We start from the raw sequence: 19,354 nt of genomic DNA, 5'->3' as shown, positions 1-19,354 counted from the left end.
CCCCACCGGCACAACCCAACCCAGCGCAACAACGAAGGCACACATATGTCCAGCGGCACCCCGTTGACCCGGATCGCGGAGCATCTCAAGCAACCCTTCCGCAGGAACGGCCGCCCCACAGCCCTGCACCCCTCGTCCGTCTGGGGCGAGGCCGGCACAACTGCAGGACTCGCCCTGGCACCGGCATGGCGTGCTGCCCGCGCGGCCTGGCTGAAGTACGCGTGGCCGGTACTTTCGGTGGTCAGTGTTCTGGGCTGGTCAGTCCTTGCCACCGCCGTCCTGCTCTGGATAACCGGACAGGCCTACGGGTGGCAGGAAGCAAAAGCAGCAGCGGTTGCAGCCTTTGTGATGTTTGTGATCGCTGTGGGATTCATCCTCGGCCGTTCCACCTACGCCGTGGTCCTGGACCTCGCCCGGACCCGCGTTGCCGTGGGCGACAGCGCCGTGGGCAGCATCGCTGTTACCAACACCTCCAACCGCCCTCTGCTGCCGGCAGCGGTGGAGCTGCCGGTGGGCGGCGTCACTGCCGTCTTCCACCTGCCCCGCATGAAGCCGCAGCAGGTCCATGAGGACCTCTTCACCATCCCCACCGCACGCCGCGCCGTGATCGTTGTCGGGCCTGTGCGCTCGGTGCGGGCCGACCCGTTGCACCTCCTGCGCCGGCAGGTCCTGTGGACTGAACCGGGGGACCTCTTTGTCCACCCCCGGACCGTTGCCCTTGCCGGTTCCGCCGCCGGTTTCATCCGGGACCTGGAAGGCATGCCCACCACTGAACTATCCAGCGCCGATGTGTCCTTCCATGCGCTGCGGGACTATGTTCCCGGCGATGACAGGAGGCACATCCACTGGAAAACAACAGCACGGACCAACAAGCTGATGGTCCGCCAGTTCGAAGAGACCCGCCGCGCGCACCTTGCCGTCTCGCTATCCATTAACACTGACGAATATGCGTCGGAGGCGGAGTTCGAGATGGCCGTCTCCGCGGCTGCCTCCATTGGACGCCAGGCAATCCGCGAGCAGCGTGAACTGGACGTCCTCACCCAGAGAGGCCCGCTGCGTTGCGAAACCGGCCGGACCATGCTCGATGACATGACCAGGATCGTTGGAGCACCCATGCGCCGCACGGCCGTCGACCTCGCCAGGACGTTGGCTGACACCGTTCCCAACGCCTCGGTGGTCTTCTTTGTTGTTGGCAGCAACGTCACCGCCACCCAGCTCCGGTCCGCCGCCGCGTCCGTTCCGCCCGGGGTCCGCAGCCTCGCCGTCCGTGTCGAGGCCGGCGCGGCATCCAGCAGGGCCAACATCGCCGACCTGACAGTGCTCACCCTGGGCGACCTCGACGATCTCGGCATCGTCCTGCGGAAGGCGGCAGCATGACCTCGGCACCAGGCTTGCGCCCACGCACGCCGTCCGCGCGGCAGCCATCGCGCAACGCGCCGGAATCGGCTTTTGCAGACGGCCAGCCACTCTGGCATTTCCTGCTCGACGCCGGCGCCCTGACCGTGCTCCTGGGGCTGGGCCTGCTTGGGTTCGGGCTCAGCTTCGGCGGTGATCCCTACTACCTCCTGTCCGGCTTCGGCGGCATCATCCTGGGCCTGGCCATCGGCGTCCTCAATGCCCACCTGCGCCTTGGGCTGCTTATCACCACCGCCCTTGTCCTCGGCGCCTACCTCGTCTTCGGGACGTTGCTGGCGGTGCCGGACTCGGCCATCGCCGGCTTTGTCCCCACCCTGGACTCGCTCCGAACCCTTCTTTTGGGCATCGTGTTCGCCTGGAAGGACATGCTGACTGTCGGCGTTCCGGTGGGGACAGCGGGTGGTGTCCTCATTGTCCCGTTCCTGGGTTCCCTGGTCGCCGGGCTCGTGGCGGCGGTCCTGACCTGGCGGGCCAGGAGCCCCTACCTCCCGCTGATCCCGGTACTGGTCCTCTTCGTGACGGGTATCGCCTTCAGCACGAACGCAGCCTTCCTCACCCTCGAACGCGGCATCGGCCTGACTGTCCTCGGAATCGCCTGGGCAACGTTCCGCCGGGATGCCCTGCGGAGAAACACGTCCGGGAAAGTCGCGGTCAACAACCCCCAGGCGGATTCCGCCACGCTCCGGGGGGCAAAAATCCGCAGGCTGGGAATGGCAGCCGGCGTCATCGCCGTCAGCGTGGCAGTCACCGCCCTTGCCGCCCCGCTTGTGACTGCCGGGGGAGACCGGAAAGTCCTCCGGAACGTGGTGGTCCCGCCCTTCGATCCCAAGGACTACATCACCCCCTTGGCGAGTTTCCGGACATTCGTCAAGGACAAGAAGGATGACACCCTCTTTGTGGTCAAGGGGCTTCCGCGCGACGCCCGGGTAAGGCTGGGGGCCCTGGACGCCTTCAACGGCACCAACTACACCATGGACCCCAACGGCTCCGGCAACTTCAGCAAGGTGGGGGATACCCAGTCCATCAACACCCTCGCTGACACCTCCGCTGCGGTTCCCACCAACGAGTACTCCATTGGCATCACCATCGAGGACTACCAGGGCTTCTTCGTTCCCGGCGGCCGGAAGACCACAGGCCTCAGCTTTGACCGGAGCGGTTCCGCGGCAGCCCAGGGCCTGTACTTCAACTCCGGTACCGATACTGCCGTCACCATCAACGGCTTGTCCCGGGGCGATTCGTACAGCGTCCAAGTGTCCGATCCGGTCAAGCTCGAACACGGGCAGCTGACGCAGTACGACTTCGCGCCGGTGTCCCTTCCCGAGGCCGTTGAGGTTCCGCCAGTGGTGGGATCGCAGGCCAACGACTTGTCAGCAGATGCCCCCACCGCCATTGACCGCGTACGCCAGATCGAAGCCCACTTCCAGAAGACGGGCGCCTTCAGCAACGGACTGGTCAGTGAAGGCCAGCTGCCCAGCGTCTCAGGCCACGGTTCGGCCCGGATGAGGAACCTGCTGACGGCAAAGCAGATGCTCGGCGACGATGAACAGTACTCCGTGGCGATGTCCCTGATGCTGCGCCACCTGGGCATTCCGTCCCGCGTGGTGATGGGCTTCTATCCGGATCCCACCAGCCCCGAAAACGGGGCGGGCGAGGTGAAGATCACCGGCAAGAACGTGCACGCCTGGGTGGAGGTTGCATTTGACCGGGTGGGCTGGGTCAGCTTCGACCCCACTCCGCCCAAGGACAACGTCCCCATTCCGCCGGACCCGGAAAACAAGTCCAAGCCCAAGCCGCAGGTCCTGCAGCCGCCGCCACCGCCGCAGGAACCCGCTGACCTGCCGCCGGACTCCTCGCCCGATGCCTTGGACGCGGACCAAAAAAAGAACAACCCCTGGCTGTTCTGGGGAGCCCTGCTGGGCGCGCTGGGCATTGCCCTGATCCCGCTGTCGATCCTCGCCCTGCCGCTGTTGCTGATTGCCCTGATGAAATCACGACGACGGAAGGCCCGTTTCAGGGACGGCGACCCCGCGCAGCGGGTTGGCGGAGGCTGGAATGAGGTGGTGAGCCTTGCCACCGACATGGGAGCCGCCGTCGATACCCGTGCAACGCGCCGCGAAAGCGCCGAAGTGCTCGCCGAGGCATTCCCGTCCAGTGGCGGTACCACCACCATGCTCGCGCGGCGCGCCGACGCATCGATCTTTGGCGCCGGCCAGCCCAGCGAGGACGAGGTCCGCGAATACTGGACAATTGTTGACGGTTCGCTGCAAGAAATGGCGTCCGCCGTGGGGTTCTGGCGCCGGCAGCAGGCGAAGTTCTCTCCCCGCTCACTGCTCGCCGACGCCCGGTATGTCCTTAACCTCCGCGGGACCAGGCTGGCACTGCCGGTCCTGCCGTTGCTTAGGGGAACTGGCCGCCGTCGTCCTTTCGGCAGTGCCACAGGCGAAGTGCCAGCGCCGGAGGCCCCGACGCAAGAATCTAAAATGCAGAGACGCAGGACCCAGTGACGGACGTCACAGTGCGCTGCCCGCACTGCCGGCAACTGGTCCGCGCCGGAGCCGCTTTTTGCACTGCCTGCGGGGCGCCGCTGCCCAACCGGGCAGCGCGCAGCCTCGGCAGGGCTGAGCCGCTGCCGGACCCGCAAGCACCGCCTGCCGCCGCGCGCCCGTCCGGGATTCCCGGTACTATCCCGGTAGTGGAAATGCCCCGGGCGCTTCAGGCTGTGGGCATCGTGAATGCGGGCACGGGCCAGGGGAGCGCCGGCGGGTCCATCGTGCAGGTGGGATCCGGTCCAGGGGGAGGAACGGGAATGGCAGTCAATCTTCAGCTTGTTCCGGCGACGCCGGGCAAGCGGCTTGGCGCTGCCGTCATCGACTGGCTGCCGCCCCTGGCAGTGCTGGTAGTGACGTTTGCCCTTGGCTTCGCCGGAATAACGCGTACCCGAAGCGGCGGGTTCATCATCTACGACACCGCGTCCCTGGTGCTGTTCGGCAGCATTGGCCTGGGACTCACCCTTGTCTACCTGGTGGCTGTGATGGGCATGGAAGCCCGGACGGGCAAAACCCCCGGGAACCTGCTCATGGGGATCCGCAGCGCCGACAATGACGGCTACGCCCCAGGTGCCGGTGCCGTTTTCCTGCGTGGCTTGATCACGGGTGCAGGCATCATCCTGGCGCTGCTCGTCGCGGTCCTCGTGGTGGTCTTCACATGGTTCGAGGCGGCCCTGCTGATCCTCGCCCCGCTGGTGCTGGCGGGCGCGGTCTGGGCGGTGCTGGTGGTGGTTTCGAACACCTGGGACAAAAACGGCACATTGCGTGGGTGGCACGATGCCGCAGCCAAAACGCTGGCCTTTGACGTCAAGGCCGGGCGAAACCCGGTCACCACCGGCGGAATCCAGGGTCCCTACAGCTTTGCGCCCATGAATCTTCCGCCTGTGCAGCAGGTGTTATCGCCGGTGGCCGGTGCCAACGGACCGAAGGTGATTGATGCCCAGCCGGCCCACACCCGTGTTCAGCACGTGCCGGTGTCCAGCCCTGCAGGAACTCCCCAGGCACCGCAGCCCCACGTCCCGCAGTTCCAGGCCCCGCAGCAGCCCACTGGACTTCATGATTCCGCACCGCTGGCCCGGCACCACCATCCGGACGAGGACGTTGACAGCACCCAGGTCCGCCCGGGAGCGGCCGCCCCTGCGCCCGTAGCAGTTCTCCGTATCCGGCTGGACGACGGCCGCGACTTCCAGCTGGACCGCAGCGTGCTGGTCGGCCGGAACCCCGTGGGCCAGTCGGGCGAACAGCAGGCCCAGCTGCTCGCCGTCGACGACCCTGGCCGCTCCATTTCAAAGACCCACCTCCATCTGCTGACGGACGGAGCCGGTATCTGGGTGACGGACCGGAATTCGACCAACGGCAGCGCCGTGACCACCCCCGACGGACACCGCACGCCACTCCAGCCGGGAGTCCCCGCATTTGTGACCCCGGGATCCAGTGTCCATTTTGGGGACCGCACTTTTTACCTAGGACAGGCATGAACCAACAACCCGCAAGCGTTCCCTCCAGCGTCGAACCGGGGGCAGGGCCAAGCCTGAGCGTCGGTTACGGGACGGACCGGGGACTCCGCCGCGAGCTGAACGAGGATTCCTACATCGCCTCTGACCCTGTATTCGCCGTGGCGGACGGGATGGGCGGCCACGAAGCCGGCGAGATAGCCAGCGGAATGTGTGTCCGCGCCCTCGCCGCAATTCCCCAGCTCGCCACGGGCGAGCGGAGCGTCACGGCAGCCGTCCTTCAGGAGTACCTGGTCCGGGCGGACAGCTCCATCCGCGAGGCCACCGGTGCCCGGGCCGGCACCACCCTGGCCGGTGCAGTCATTGTGGAGCAGATGGGGATGCCCTACTGGCTGGTCATGAACATCGGGGACTCCCGGACCTACCGCCTGAGCCAAGGAAAGTTCGAACAGATCAGCGTGGACCACTCGGAGGTCCAGGAGCTTGTGGACGCCGGGGAGATTACTGCGGAGCAGGCTACCGTCCATCCGCGGCGGCATGTGGTGACGCGGGCGCTGGGTACCGGTGACGAGACGGAAGCGGACTACTGGCTTCTGCCGGTGGAGGAGGGGGACCGCATCCTCATCTGCTCCGACGGGCTGACCGGCGAGCTGACGGACGAGCATATCTTCCGGATCCTCAGCACCGTGGGCCATCCTCAGGACGCCGTGGATGAACTGATCCAGGCCTCCCTCCGCAGCGGCGGCAGGGACAACGTCACGGCGATCGTGGTGGACGCCCGGAACGTGCTGAACGACGCCGGTGTAGCCGCTACAGCCCCGCGCCCGGACGCAGCCGAGGACGAAGTGACGCTGCCCCGGTCGCAGCCGGCCCAGCAGGCGGCCCAATCACCAGCAGCCGCGCCACCACCAGTCCCGCCATCAGCGCAGCCCGCGCCGGATTCCGCCCCTGCCAGCGAAAGCGGGGACCCGGGCGATGGCAGCCACTAGCTACCTTCCCGGGACCAGTTACCTTCCCGGGACCTGGCTCGGTATTGTCCGCTCCCGCACCGCCGTCCTCCTGGGACCGGACACCCCGCCCGCCCTGGTTGCTGCACTCTGGGACCTGCTGGCAACCCGACCGGAGGTGCACGAGGTACTGCATGCAGTGACGAACAGCCGCGGGGGATCCCTGGCGAACATCCCTTCGTTCGGCCTTCTCGACTTCACCGGCCCCCTTCGCGTGTTCCTGCGCGGGGACCTGGACGTGACAGTGCACTCTCCCGACGGCGTGGTGGAGCTTAGCGGCCGGGACGTCACCACTTGGACCGAACGGCGCCTCGCGTTGCCCGGACTGTGCCATCTGACGATTCCGGCTGCCGGAGGCACCGCGCATGACGGCCTCCCGGAGCTGCCGCTGACCGAAGGGGTGGTACTGCTGCAGTCCCTGCTGCTTCCGGAAGAGCCCGGAACTCAAGGTGCCGCTGCCACCACCGGCGCCGTAGCGCTTGAAGCCGTAGCCGTTAAAGCCTCGGGCGACGATGTCTCGGTCCAGCCTGAGCAGGAACTCCAGCCTCAGCAGGAAGTCCAGCCTCAGCTGGAAGCCAGGATTCAACAGGAGCCCCAGCCGGCACCTGAACCTGCGGAACAAGGGGAAGCCGCAAATCTTCCAGAGCTAACCGTCGCACCCGAGCACGGCGCCTCGGCTGAGACGGTCTACGCGGTGATTGATGAGGATTTCGAGGAACCCGGGGCAGCCGATGGCGTGACGGCTTCCGCCGGCGCAGCATCCGACGGCGCCACAGGGTCGGACGGCACCGCATCCCACGGCGCCACAGGTTCGGAAGCCAAGGCAGTGCAGGAGGGCAGCTCTTCCGACGGTGTCACAGGGTCGGCCGGCACGGCCCCGGCCAGCGACGTGACCAGCTCCTACGACCACCTGTGGGAGCGGACCGTCATACGCCATATCGAAGATGCCGCGGTGCGCGAAGATCCTGACGCTGACTCTGGCGAGGAAGCCGTGGAGGAGGCGGCGCCACCGGCAGACGCCACTGACTCCGCGCCTTCCGGGCAGGGAAGCAACCCGCCGGAGGAGGGAGTGGACCAGGTGGCGGCGGCAGCCGGGGCCCCTGCCGCATCCGTTCCTGCCGCCGGCGAACACGGCAAACCTTCCCCGCCATCCCCTGCCGGTGGCCTTATCGATTCCGTGCCGTGGCGGACAGGCGGACCGGACAGCCAACCGGCACCGGCAGCAGCCCTGCCACCCCTTCCCGTATCGGCAGCGCCGTCACCTGTACCGGCAGTCCTGTCACCAGCACCGGCAGCGCCGTCACCAGAACCAGCAGCCCTGTCAGCAGCACCGGCAGCGCTGTCGCCGACGCTGGCTGCAGTCCCCGCGGTTGGTGAGAGAGGGTCCGCGAAACCAGCGCCGCAGGCCGTGATCGGCGACGACACAGACCACGACGGGCAGACGGTCATAAAAAGCCAACTGCCGGGAATGTCCTCCCGTCCTGCAGCGGCAGTGATTGATGCTTCCTCAGGGCCCCTGGTCCTCGCCCGGGTCTGCCCGCAGAACCACGCGAATCCACCCACCAGCGCCCACTGCGCCACCTGCGGCGCTGCACTGCTACCGGACGCCGTCCAGGTTGCGCGCCCCCGCCTGGGACGGATGCGCATCTCCACCGGAGAACTGGTGGACCTTGACCAGTCGCTGGTGATCGGCCGGCAGCCATCGGTTTCCCGCGTCCAGGGTGGGGTGATGCCCCGGCTGGTCCAGGTTGCCAGCCCCGGCGGAGACATTTCCCGCTCACACGTCGAAGTCCGGCTTGAAGGCTGGCACGTGATGCTCTGCGACCTGAAGGCCACCAATGGAACCGTCCTGGTCCGGGAAGGCCAGGCCCCGCGCCGCCTGGCCCAGAACGAGATGGCCATCCTGCTTGACGGTGATATCGCAGAACTGGGAGAGAACATCTCGCTGCGCTTTGAGGAGATTCCTTGAGTTCCAAACGGCCGCCTGCGCCGCCGCCCCACATTCCGGGATTCACGTATATCAGCCTGCTCGGTTCCGGCGGGTTCTCCGACGTCTACCTCTATGAGCAGGACAGGCCCCGGCGCAAGGTGGCCGTCAAGGTGCTGCTCTCGGACTTGAAAACCGAGGGCGCCCGCCGCCGCTTCGAGTCCGAAGCCAACCTGATGGCCCAGCTGTCCTCCCATCCCTACATCGTCACCATCTTTGAAGCTGAGGTGACCGACTCCGGGCATTCCTACCTGGCCATGGAGTACTGTTCCCGGCCCAGCCTGGACGTGCGGTACCGGCGGCAGCGGTTCAGTGTGGACGAAGTGCTGGCGGTCGGCATCCAGGTGGCGTCCGCCGTCGAAACAGCCCACCGCGCGGGCATCGCCCACCGCGACATCAAGCCCGCCAATATCCTGGTGACTGACTACAACCGTCCGGCCCTGACCGACTTTGGGATTTCCGGAACCCTCGCCGGCGACAGCGACGACGAGTCCGGGATGTCCATTCCCTGGTCCCCGCCGGAACAGTTCTCCGGCGGCAATGTGGACGGCGTCATGGTGGACGTGTGGGCCCTCGGCGCAACGCTGTACACCCTGCTGGCCGGCCGGTCGCCTTTTGTGATGCCGGGCGCGGACAACTCCCAGCGCGAGCTGATCAACCGGATCAGCAACATCCCGGTGCCGCAGCTGGGCCGGGCCGACGTCCCCGAATCGCTGGAACTGGCCCTGTCCACGGCCATGGCCAAGTCCCCTCAGTCCCGCTACTCGTCCGCGCACGCCTTCGCCTTGGCCCTGCAGCGCATCCAGGCTGAGCTCAACCTCTCGGTAACGCCCTTCGAAGTCCTCGAGGAGCCGCACCAGGAGGACAGCCACCCGGACGACGGCTTCGAGGAAACCCGCGTCCGGAGCATCGCGGCCATCGATCCTGAGGGGACGGGCAGTGCCCCCACCTTCCCGGCACGCACGTGGCCGGAAGCCCCGGCAGCGGAAGCCCCGCCGCCGCGGTTTACCCCGCCCGCCGCCCTGGCGCCCGTGGCTCCGTTTGTTCCCTCACCCCGGCCCCAGGAGGGGGCACAGTCCACAGTCCTGCGCGGTGCTTCCGGCAGCACCACGGCAGCCGCCCACGGGAAGGCTCCCGACGCCGGCCCCCTGGGCGGTGCTGACGTTGCAGACACCACCGTCCACCGCCCGGCACGCAGCGGGCAACCGGCAGAGGCTCCGGCTCCCGGCGCGGACCACGGAAAGCGCAACCTGTGGCTGGCCGCGGCCGGCGGAACCCTCCTGGCCCTCGCTGCGGTGGTGGGCATCGTGATGGCCAACGCCGCACCGGAGGAACCCAAGGCAGTTCAAAGCCAGGAAGCCAGCAGGCCGCCCGCCGATGCCCTGGACAACGGCACCGTACCGGACGTGGAAGGCCTCACCGGAACCGTGGGCGGCGACGGAGACGCCTCCTTCACCTGGGTTAACCCGCAGCCCAAAGAGGGCGACACCTACAAATGGCGGGTCTACACCATCGGCGGCGGCGGGGAATACCAGTCCGTCGCGCAGCCTCCGGTGCGGGTGAAAACCAATCCGTCGGGGGAGACCTGCGTCCAGGTGATGATCGTCCGCTCGGATGGGGCCTTCTCCCCGCTGGAAGCGGGCTCCATCGCCTGCACCGGCAGATGAGCCGCCGCCCTTCCGGGCAAACAGCGGAAGCGGGAACAGCACAAACAGCAGCAGCACAATCAGCAGCATGACAACGATACGCAAAGTTCTGCCCGACGAGGAGGCACGGAAAATGGGGGATCTGGCAATAGATTTCTGTGGTGAGTGGTACGAGCCATCGGACGAGGACGTCTTCAACATTGGCCGTGAAGGCGACCTTGAGGTGGACGACAACCCGTACCTGCACCGGCAGTTCCTGCAGGTGGCCCGCTACGACGGAATCTGGTGGCTCAGCAACGTGGGCAGCATGCTCTCGGCCACTGTGGCGGACGGTTCGGGCGGCATGCAGGCGTGGCTCTCGCCCGGTGCCCGGATCCCGCTGGTCTTCAGCCACACCAACATCATCTTCACGGCAGGGCCCACCACCTACGAATTCGCCGTGCACCTGAAAACGCCGTCCTTCCGCCAGGAGGCGCGGGACGAGGACAGCAACGGCGATACCACCATCGGTCCGGTGGTGTTCACCGACTCGCAAAAGGCGCTCATCGTAGCGCTCGCCGAACCCATGCTCCGGCGCGAGGGGACCGGGTTCAGCGCCATTCCATCCTCGGCCGCGGCCGCCAAGACGCTCGGCTGGGCGCTGACGCGCTTTAACCGCAAACTCGACAATGTGTGCGACAAGCTGGACCGGGTGGGCGTCGCAGGCCTGCGGGGAGGCGGCGGGAAGCTTGCCACCAACCGACGCGCCCGGCTCGTGGAACACGCCGTCACCTCGCACCTCGTCACGGCCGATGACCTGTACCTCCTCGAGAAGATGAGGGGCGTGGACGAAGGATGAGGATCCGGCTGACACTCCGCCGAGATCCGGCCGAGGCCAAGGACCTCGCCATCACCGTCGACGGCCTCGCGACGGTGGCCGATGTGGCAACAGTGCTGTGGGTGGCGGACCCTGCCCGCAAGGGAACACCGCCGCCGGAGAACCTCTCGCTGCGCATCGAAGAAGCGTTTGTGGGCGGCGGCTTGCGCGGCAACATCCTCGCCCGCGAGGAGAACCTCCTTGAATCCGGGCTGCGGCCCGGCTCCGTGGTGTCACTGGCGCAGGTCAGCGAGCGCTTCGGCGCTCCGGGGGCGAACCGCGGCCCGGCGGCCGCCACCCTTCGCGTCCTCTCAGGCCCCGACGTCGGCAGCGAATTTCCGCTGCCTTCCGGTACCAGCTACATCGGCCGGGACCGGGACGTGGACATCCGGCTGACGGATCCGCTGACGTCCAAACGCCACGCCCGCATCACGGTAGGGGAGACCGTGGAAATCGTGGACACGAACTCGGCGAACGGGCTGCTGATGGATGGCCTTGCGGTGACGCGTGCCACGCTCAACTCCTCGGATACCGTGACCCTGGGCGACACCACCATCACTGTGGTTCCGCTGGGCCATAACCGGGCGGCAGCGCCGACGTCGCCCCTGGTGGACTTCAACCGGTCACCGCGCGTCGTTCCCCGGTTTGAGGAACCCAAACGCGTGCTGCCGGCAGGTCCGAAGCGTCCGGAAGACAACCCGTTCCCGTACATCATGATGATCGCTCCGCTGCTGATGGGCGCCGTGATCTTCGCCGTTACCAGCAACCCGCTCTCGGTGCTGTTCATGATGATGATGCCGCTGTTTGTCCTGGGCCACTATGTGGACCAGAAGATGCGGACCCGGCGCCAGCAGAAGGAACAGCTCAAGCACTTCCGCGCTTCCATGGCCGCATTCCGGGAGGACATCACCGAACTCCAGCACGTGGAACGCGCCGTCCGGCTGCAGGAAGCACCTTCCGTCAGCGACACCGTTGACGCCATTTACAAACTGGGTCCGCTGCTCTGGACCCACCGGCCCGAGCACCAGGGGTTCCTGGGCCTGCGTTTTGGCCTGGGTACTGCCCCCTCGCGCATCCACATGGAGGAACCGCCGAACAATGACACCGAGGCGGAGTACGCCCGCGAAATCCAGGACTGCCTCAAACAGTTCCGGGACATCGAGGGCGTTCCGGTGGTGTCCCAGTTCAGGACGGCCGGCTCGCTGGGCATCGCCGGTGCCCGCGGGCTGGTGGACGACGTGGCACGCGGCATGGTGCTCCAGCTTGCCGGCTTGCACTCGCCGGCCGAAGTGGTGCTCACAGCCGTCACGTCCGCCCAGTCCCGGGAACGCTGGAACTGGCTGCAGTGGCTCCCGCACGTAGGTTCCGGGCACAGCCCCCTGTCCGGTGACCACCTTGCTGCCGGTTCTGCCGGCGGCGCATCCCTGGTGGCCCGGCTCGAGGACCTGGTGGAGGCCAGGGAGGCTGCCGCGAAACGGGCCGGTCCGGACCTTCGCCCGGGGCTGGACCCGGCCAAGCACGAGGTGGAGGAGCCAGTGGTTCCTGCGGTGCTCGTCATTGTGGAGGACGACGCCCCCGTGGACCGGGGGCGGCTCACCCGGCTTGCCGAACGCGGACCCGACGCCGGCGTCCACGTGCTCTGGGTTGCCGCCAGCATCCAGGCACTGCCTGCTGCCTGCCGCGACTTCATGGCGGTGGACGGCGAGCACGGCACCACCACCGGGCAGGTGCGCCTTGGCCGCCACACCTATCCCGTCAGCTGCGAAAGCGTGGATGCGGAGCTTGCCGCCCAGCTGGCCCGGATGCTGACTCCGGTGGTGGACGTGGGCAAGCCCGTCACCGACGATTCCGACCTCCCGCGCGCCGTCTCCTATGCCACGCTGATCGGCAAGGACTTCCTGGACAACCCCCAGGCCATTGCCGAGCGCTGGACGGAAAACAACTCAGTGCACGCCAGCGCCGTGGCCAACCGCAAGGACAACGGGTCACTGCGCGCCCTGGTGGGCTCCAAGGGTATTGAGCCGCTCTACCTGGACCTGAAGAACGAGGGCCCGCACGCCCTGGTGGGCGGAACCACCGGCGCCGGCAAGTCCGAGTTCCTGCAGTCGTGGGTGATGGGCATGGCGGCTGCCTACAGCCCGGACAGGGTCAGTTTCCTGTTCGTTGACTATAAAGGCGGAGCGGCGTTCGCGGACTGCATCAACCTGCCCCACACCGTGGGGCTGGTAACGGACCTTTCGCCGCACCTGGTCCGCCGCGCCCTCACCTCGCTCCGCGCCGAACTCCATCACCGCGAGCAGCTGCTGAACCGCAAGAAGGCCAAGGACCTGCTGGCACTGCAGCGCGAGGCGGATCCGGAAGCGCCGCCGTACCTGATCATCATCGTGGACGAATTCGCGGCGCTCGCCAATGAGGTTCCGGAGTTCGTGGATGGCGTGGTGGATGTTGCAGCACGCGGGCGGTCCCTGGGCCTGCACCTCATCCTGGCCACCCAGCGGCCGGCCGGTGTGATCAAGGACAGCCTGCGGGCTAACACCAACCTCCGGGTGGCGCTGCGGATGGCGGACGAGGACGACGCCACGGATATCCTCGGCGTCCCCGATGCGGCTTACTTCGACCCCTCCATTCCGGGCCGTGGCGCGGCGAAGACCGGACCCGGCCGGATCCAGGGCTTCCAGACCGGCTACGCCGGCGGCTGGACCACGGACAGGCCCCAGCGGCCTCAAATCGACGTGGTGGAAATGGCCTTCGGCTCCGGATCCAGCTGGGAGGCACCCGCCTCGGAAAAGCCGGAAGTTGAGGGGCCGGCCGGCCCCAATGATATCGCCAGGATGACCGCCACCATCGTTCGTGCCGCCGATTCACTCGCCATCCGCCCGCCGCGCAAACCCTGGCTGGACGAGCTGGCCAAGACCTACGACTTCTCCAGGCTGCCCAACCCCCGCACGGACGAACAACTGCTTCTTGGGGTGGCAGATGACCCCGTCCGCCAGGACCAGCCCACCGTCTTCTACGAACCGGACAAGGACGGCAATATGGCCATCTACGGTACGGGCGGATCAGGCAAATCGGCAGCCCTCCGGGGTATTGCCATTGCCGCCGCGGTAACCCCCCGGGGCGGACCTGTCCACGTCTACGGGATCGACTGCGGATCCTCGGGGCTGCGGATGCTTGAGGAGCTGCCCCACGTTGGAGAGATCATCAGTGGCGACGACGTCGAACGCGTCGGGCGCCTGCTGCGCCTGCTGCAGGACATCGCCGAGCAGCGCTCGGCGGCCTTCGCAGAGGTGCGTGCGTCCACCATCGTGGAGTATCGGAAGCTTGCCAACAGGCCCGGGGAGAAGCGGATCTTTGTCCTGGTGGACGGGATGTCCGCCTTCCGGGACCTGTACGAACACAGCCGGCTGTCCGCACTGTGGGACATCTTCCTCCAGCTGGCCACGGACGGCCGGGCCCTGGGCATCCACCTGGTGGTCACGGGGGACAGGCCCAATGCGGTCCCTGCCTCCCTGCTGGCTTCCATCCAGCGCCGCCTGGTGCTGCGCCTGTCCTCGGAGGACGACTACATTTCCTTGGACGTCCCCCGGGATGTGCTTGGGGCCGGATCGCCGCCCGGCCGGGGCTTGCTGGACGGCCTGGAAGTCCAGCTCGCCGTCCTGGGCGGGAACTCCAACCTTGCCCTGCAGGCGCGGGAGGTGCACAAGCTCAGTGAAGCGATGCTGCGGCAGGGCCTGGATGCCGCTCCCGGCATTGACCGGTTGCCGGACCAGGTGGACCTGGACGTCCTTCCTGCAGGCGGTCCCGACGTGCCCGTCATTGGTGTGGACGACGAAACGCTCCAGCCGGCCGGGATCATGGCAAGGGGCCCGCTGCTCCTCGCCGGCCCGCCCGGTGCAGGCCGGACCGTGGCACTCGTGACCCTCGCCTACGCCCTCCGCCGGTCCAACCCCGGGACGGAGCTTATCTACATCGGGGCCCGGCGGTCCGCCGTCGCCTCCTTGCCCATCTGGAACCGCTCGGTAGTGGGTGCCGACGACGTGGCTGAGGTGGTGGAAGACCTGGTGGAGCATTCCTCCGGGAACCCGGGCGCGCTGGGGATCTTCATCGAGGGGCTGACGGAGTTCACGGACACCCTGGCCGAATCCGGGGTGGGCCAATTGGTCACCGCATCCATCAAGGCCGACCAGTGGGTCATCGGGGAATCCGAAACCTCCACCTGGTCCTCGGCCTGGTCTTTGGCGCAGCCCTTCAAATCGGGCCGCCGGGGACTGCTGCTGAACCCTGGCGATATCGAGGGCGACAGCCTTTTGAACACGTCCTTGGGCAGGGTCAGCCCGGATTTCATCCCCGGCCGGGGGTACGTGGTGGGCCGCGGAAAGGCGCGCAAAATCCAGGTGGCATTGCCGCCCGAAGACAGGGACTGACGCGCAGGCAACTGCAGGGCCGCGGGGCCGGAGGATTTGCGGCCCTGCAGCGCGGTGTAGAAGACTACCGGGAACACCAGAAAGCCGCGGTGGGGGGACTGCGCGCATCGAAAGGTAGCAATGACCCCGTCCGCACAGGTCCTCCGCATTGCCTCGGCGTCGGCATCAGCAACGGTTTTGGCGATCTCGGTGGGCCTCTTTCCAGGGGGCCCGGCAGCAGCTGATTCTCCGGATCCAACGCCTGCCGCCACACCATCTTCCAGGCAGGCTCCCGCCGAGTGCCAGCTGATTCTCTCCCTGCCTGTCCTCGGGGAAGATTCGAGCCCCGCGGAGACTGAGCGGCCGCGGAAGGCAAAGGAGCCGGCACCCCCGCCCGCCCAGCCCGCAGCCCCTGCACCGGAGCAGCCTGCCGCGCCTGCTGTGCCGCCCGAAGTGGTTCCCGCTCCAGCCGCCCTTTCCGCTGCTCCGGCGCCGGAAGAGGCTGACCCGGCCCAGGCTGCCCCCGAAGACTCCACACCGAGCGCCGGCCCCTCGCCGTCGACCGGCCCCACCAGCGCCTCGAACTGGAACACCCCGGTCACGAAATCGGCCAAGGCGACGCAGGTGGCTGCCGTTTCCCCTGCGGACGGCCGGGGCCCGGGTGGTCCGGAACTCTTGCCGATCACCGCCGGCGTCCTGCTGGTGGGCGTGGCCAGCGCCGCCTTCACGTGGTGGGGCAGGCAGCGCGTCGGAGCGCACTGACCTGTCCAGGCATCGACGGCGTCCCCAATGCCAGGCAGCCCTGCTGCCAGCGTCAAGCTGCCGGGGTAGGGCAAGATAGGTCTGTGAGCACAGGACCAGGCCCCTTAAAACAGACCGCCACCCGGACCGCCGCCCCCGGCGAACCGGAAGCCATCCCCAGTGAGTCGGTCCGCGAGGAATACGAAAACCTCGTCGACCTCGTCCGGAAGTACCGGTTCGCGTATTACCAGGAGGACACACCCCTGGTCTCCGACGCCGAGTTCGACGAACTCTTCCGGCGGCTGGAGGAGATTGAGGCCCTACATCCGGAGTTGGTGTCCAACGACTCACCCACCCAGGAAGTGGGAGGGGAAGTCTCCGCGGCCTTCGCCGCCGTGGAGCACCTGCAGCGGATGTACAGCCTCGAGGATGTCTTCTCCCTCGAGGAACTCGAGGCCTGGCTCACCAAAGCATCGGCCGGCATCGCCAAACTCGGCGACGGCTCGCAGCAGCCGGCGTGGCTGACCGAACTGAAGATCGACGGCCTCGCGGTCAACCTGCTGTACCGGGATGGCAAACTGGTGCGCGCCGCTACCCGTGGTGACGGCACCACCGGCGAGGACATCACCCACAACGTGCTCACCATCCAGGAGATCCCGCAGGAGTTGAGCGGGCAGGGGTTTCCTGCGGAGATGGAAATCAGGGGCGAGGTGTTTATCCCGTCGCAGGCGTTCGCTGAGTTCAATGAAGCCCTGATCGAAGCCGGCAAAGCGCCCCTGGCCAACCCCCGCAACGCCGCAGCCGGTTCACTCCGCCAGAAGGACCCGGCCGAGACGGCCAAGCGGCCCCTAAAGATGTTCGTTCACGGCATCGGTGCCCGTGAAGGACTCCAGGCGCGCAGCCAGTCCGAAACCTACGACTTACTGAGGGACTGGGGCCTGCCGGTCAGCCCCTATTCCGAAGTGCTGGGGAGCCTGGACGAGGTCCTTGGCTTCATCAAACGGTACGGGGACAAGCGCCACAAACTGCTGCACGAGATTGACGGCATCGTGGTCAAGGTTGATGATTTCGCCACCCAGCGTGCCCTCGGCTACACCACCCGCGTGCCCCGGTGGGCCGTCGCCTACAAATACCCGCCCGAGGAAGTCCACACCAAGCTCCTGGACATCCAGGTCAACGTGGGCCGCACCGGACGCGTCACGCCCTTCGGCATGATGGAGCCCGTCAAAGTCGCCGGCTCCACGGTGGAGATGGCCACCCTGCACAACCAGGACGTGGTCAAGGCCAAGGGCGTGAAAATCGGCGACATCGTCGTCCTGCGCAAGGCGGGCGATGTCATCCCGGAAATCGTGGGCCCGGTCCTGGCCCTGCGCGACCAGCAGGATCCTCCGGTCCGCGACTTCGTGATGCCCACCGAATGCCCTTCCTGCGGCACGCCCCTGGCCCCGGCCAAGGAGGGCGATGTGGACATCCGCTGCCCCAACTCAAAGTCCTGCCCTTCCCAACTGCGCGAGCGGGTGTTCCACCTCGCCGGCCGCGGTGCTTTCGACATTGAAGCCCTCGGCTGGGAAGCGGCCATCGCCCTGACCCAACCGGCGGAACCTGAGGTGCCGCCGCTGACCACCGAGGCGGCACTGTTCGACCTCACCCCGGAGCTGCTGGCCGAGGTGAGGATCCAGCGTGAAAAGCGTTCCAAGGGTGTGGCCACCGGGGAATACGAGCTGGTGCCGTACTTCTACAGCAAGGGCACTGCGAAATCGCCGTCCAAGCCCACCGCCACCACGGAGAAGCTTTTCCGCGAACTCGAGAAGGCTAAGACCCAGCCCTTGTGGCGGGTGCTGGTGGCGCTGTCCATCCGCCACGTTGGGCCGCGTGCCTCCCGTGCGCTGGCCACGGCCTTCGGCACCATGGACGCGATCCGGAAGGCATCGGAGGAGGAACTGGCCCACGTGGACGGTGTGGGACCTACCATCGCCGCCGCGCTGAAGGAATGGTTCGCCGAGGACTGGCACTTGGAAATTATCGACCGGTGGGCCGCAGCCGGCGTCAGGATGGAAGACGAGCGGGACGAATCCGTGCCCCGCACGCTGGACGGGCTGACAGTGGTGGTCACCGGCTCACTGCCGAACTTCAGCCGGGACGAGGCGAAGGAAGCCATCCTCATCAGGGGCGGCAAGGCCTCAGGTTCCGTCTCCAGGAACACCAGCTACGTGGTGGCTGGCGAGAACGCCGGCACCAAGCTGGACAAGGCAGAGCAGCTTGGCGTTCCAGTCCTGGACGAGGACGGCTTCCGGCTACTCCTGGCCGGCGGTCCGGCAGCACTGGGAGACACGGCAGCACTGGGAGACACGGCAGACGGAGCCGCGGCGGAGGCAACTCCGTGAGCGGCGGTAATCCTGGAAGCGGCGTTCAGGGAGCCGGTGCCCAGGTATCGCCCGCCGGGTTGCTGGAGGTAGCCAAACGGGCTGCCGCCGCCGGCGCCGGAGTCCTGGCCGGCCGCAGCGCCGAGGCACTTCAGGCCAGCAACAAGGGCGACGCCGGCGATTGGGTCACCGCCTTCGACGTCGCCGCAGAGCACGCGGTCCGGGACGTCATTTCCGCGTCCCGTCCCAACGACAGCATCACCGGTGAAGAGCACGGAACCACCAGGCCGGCGGCGGCCACCGGCTACCGCTGGTCCATCGACCCGCTGGACGGCACCACCAACTTCATCCGCAATATCGTCTACTACGGCACCTCGGTGGCAGTGGCCGATGCCGACGGCGTCTGGCTGGCCGGCGTCGTGAATGCCCCTGCGTTGGGGCGCGTGTACTACGCCGCCCGCGGCGAGGGTGCGTGGCTGGAGGAATACGGCGCCCTGACCCGGCTCCAGGGGCCGGTCCCCGGGCGCAAGGGCCAGATCCTCGCAACCGGGTTCAACTACGACCCGCAGGTCCGCTCGGAGCAGGCCGCCCAGTTCGCCGAACTGCTGGAGGGTTTTGCGGACGTCCGCAGGCTGGGGTCAGCCGCTTTGGACCTGTGCCTGGTGGCGGACGGCACCCACGACGCGTTCGGCGAGCGGGGGCTGAACGAGCACGATTTTGCAGCCGGGGCCCTGATCGCCGAGGAAGCCGGCTGCTGGGTCCGCCGCCCCCGGCTGACCAGTCCGCTCGACGGCGGGCCCAGCGACCAGGAACGCCTGGACGCCTGGACCTGCGCGGCGAGCCTGGAGTTGTCCGGCAAGTTCCCCCTCTGACAGCGGCATCTGCCGGTCCTGGCCCGCTTGCCGGGCCCGGCGTGATAGTTCAGTCACGGAAAC

Annotated in this window: 11 protein-coding genes; all 11 read left to right on the top strand. The window is 67.4% G+C overall.

The genetic code is table 11. The annotated features are described in order from the left end of the window. Positions 1-45: 45 nt before the first annotated feature. The 11 genes from AC5RUQ_RS11010 (at position 46) to AC5RUQ_RS10960 (ending at position 19,291) form a co-directional block, all read left to right on the top strand. On the top strand, positions 46-1,377 hold the full coding sequence (locus AC5RUQ_RS11010; protein WP_493947362.1) for a DUF58 domain-containing protein: 1,332 nt from the start codon (positions 46-48) through the stop codon (positions 1,375-1,377). Next, the gene (locus AC5RUQ_RS11005; RefSeq protein ID WP_493947361.1) at positions 1,374-3,920 is read left to right on the top strand and encodes a transglutaminase TgpA family protein; all 2,547 of its coding nucleotides are present in this window, start codon (positions 1,374-1,376) and stop codon (positions 3,918-3,920) included. The genes AC5RUQ_RS11010 and AC5RUQ_RS11005 overlap by 4 nt, the downstream gene beginning before the upstream one ends. Next, complete coding sequence (locus AC5RUQ_RS11000) at positions 3,917-5,440, top strand: RDD family protein (RefSeq protein ID WP_493947360.1); 1,524 nt, start codon at positions 3,917-3,919, stop codon at positions 5,438-5,440. The genes AC5RUQ_RS11005 and AC5RUQ_RS11000 overlap by 4 nt, the downstream gene beginning before the upstream one ends. Beyond that, positions 5,437-6,405 carry a PP2C family protein-serine/threonine phosphatase gene (locus tag AC5RUQ_RS10995; protein ID WP_493947359.1) on the top strand — a complete coding sequence of 323 codons (969 nt, stop codon included), beginning with the start codon at positions 5,437-5,439 and terminating at the stop codon, positions 6,403-6,405. Before AC5RUQ_RS11000 ends, AC5RUQ_RS10995 begins: the two co-directional genes overlap by 4 nt. Next, entirely contained in the window at positions 6,392-8,392 is a 2,001-nt protein-coding gene (locus AC5RUQ_RS10990) for an FHA domain-containing protein (RefSeq protein ID WP_493947358.1), read from the top strand. The genes AC5RUQ_RS10995 and AC5RUQ_RS10990 overlap by 14 nt, the downstream gene beginning before the upstream one ends. Beyond that, the gene (locus AC5RUQ_RS10985; RefSeq protein WP_493947357.1) at positions 8,389-10,077 is read left to right on the top strand and encodes a serine/threonine-protein kinase; all 1,689 of its coding nucleotides are present in this window, start codon (positions 8,389-8,391) and stop codon (positions 10,075-10,077) included. Before AC5RUQ_RS10990 ends, AC5RUQ_RS10985 begins: the two co-directional genes overlap by 4 nt. Before the next feature lie 112 nt (positions 10,078-10,189). Next, positions 10,190-10,894, top strand: a complete 705-nt coding sequence (locus AC5RUQ_RS10980; RefSeq protein WP_493947698.1) for a hypothetical protein — start codon at positions 10,190-10,192, stop codon at positions 10,892-10,894. After that, positions 10,891-15,336: a type VII secretion EssC family protein gene (locus AC5RUQ_RS10975; protein WP_493947356.1), complete on the top strand. Its 4,446-nt coding sequence runs from the start codon at positions 10,891-10,893 to the stop codon at positions 15,334-15,336. The genes AC5RUQ_RS10980 and AC5RUQ_RS10975 overlap by 4 nt, the downstream gene beginning before the upstream one ends. Before the next feature lie 120 nt (positions 15,337-15,456). Then, positions 15,457-16,077, top strand: coding sequence for a hypothetical protein (locus AC5RUQ_RS10970; RefSeq protein ID WP_493947355.1), 621 nt, complete (start codon positions 15,457-15,459; stop codon positions 16,075-16,077). Between the two features lie 83 nt (positions 16,078-16,160). Continuing rightward, positions 16,161-18,440 (top strand): NAD-dependent DNA ligase LigA, encoded by a 2,280-nt coding sequence (ligA, locus tag AC5RUQ_RS10965; RefSeq protein WP_493947354.1) that lies wholly within the window; start codon positions 16,161-16,163, stop codon positions 18,438-18,440. Next, positions 18,437-19,291 (top strand): inositol monophosphatase family protein, encoded by an 855-nt coding sequence (locus AC5RUQ_RS10960; RefSeq protein ID WP_493947353.1) that lies wholly within the window; start codon positions 18,437-18,439, stop codon positions 19,289-19,291. Before ligA ends, AC5RUQ_RS10960 begins: the two co-directional genes overlap by 4 nt. Positions 19,292-19,354 lie beyond the last annotated feature (63 nt).

This window comes from Arthrobacter sp. MDT2-3 (assembly GCF_059090465.1).
Note: the sequence above shows the minus strand (reverse complement) of the source record. Positions and strands in the feature narration are given on the sequence as shown.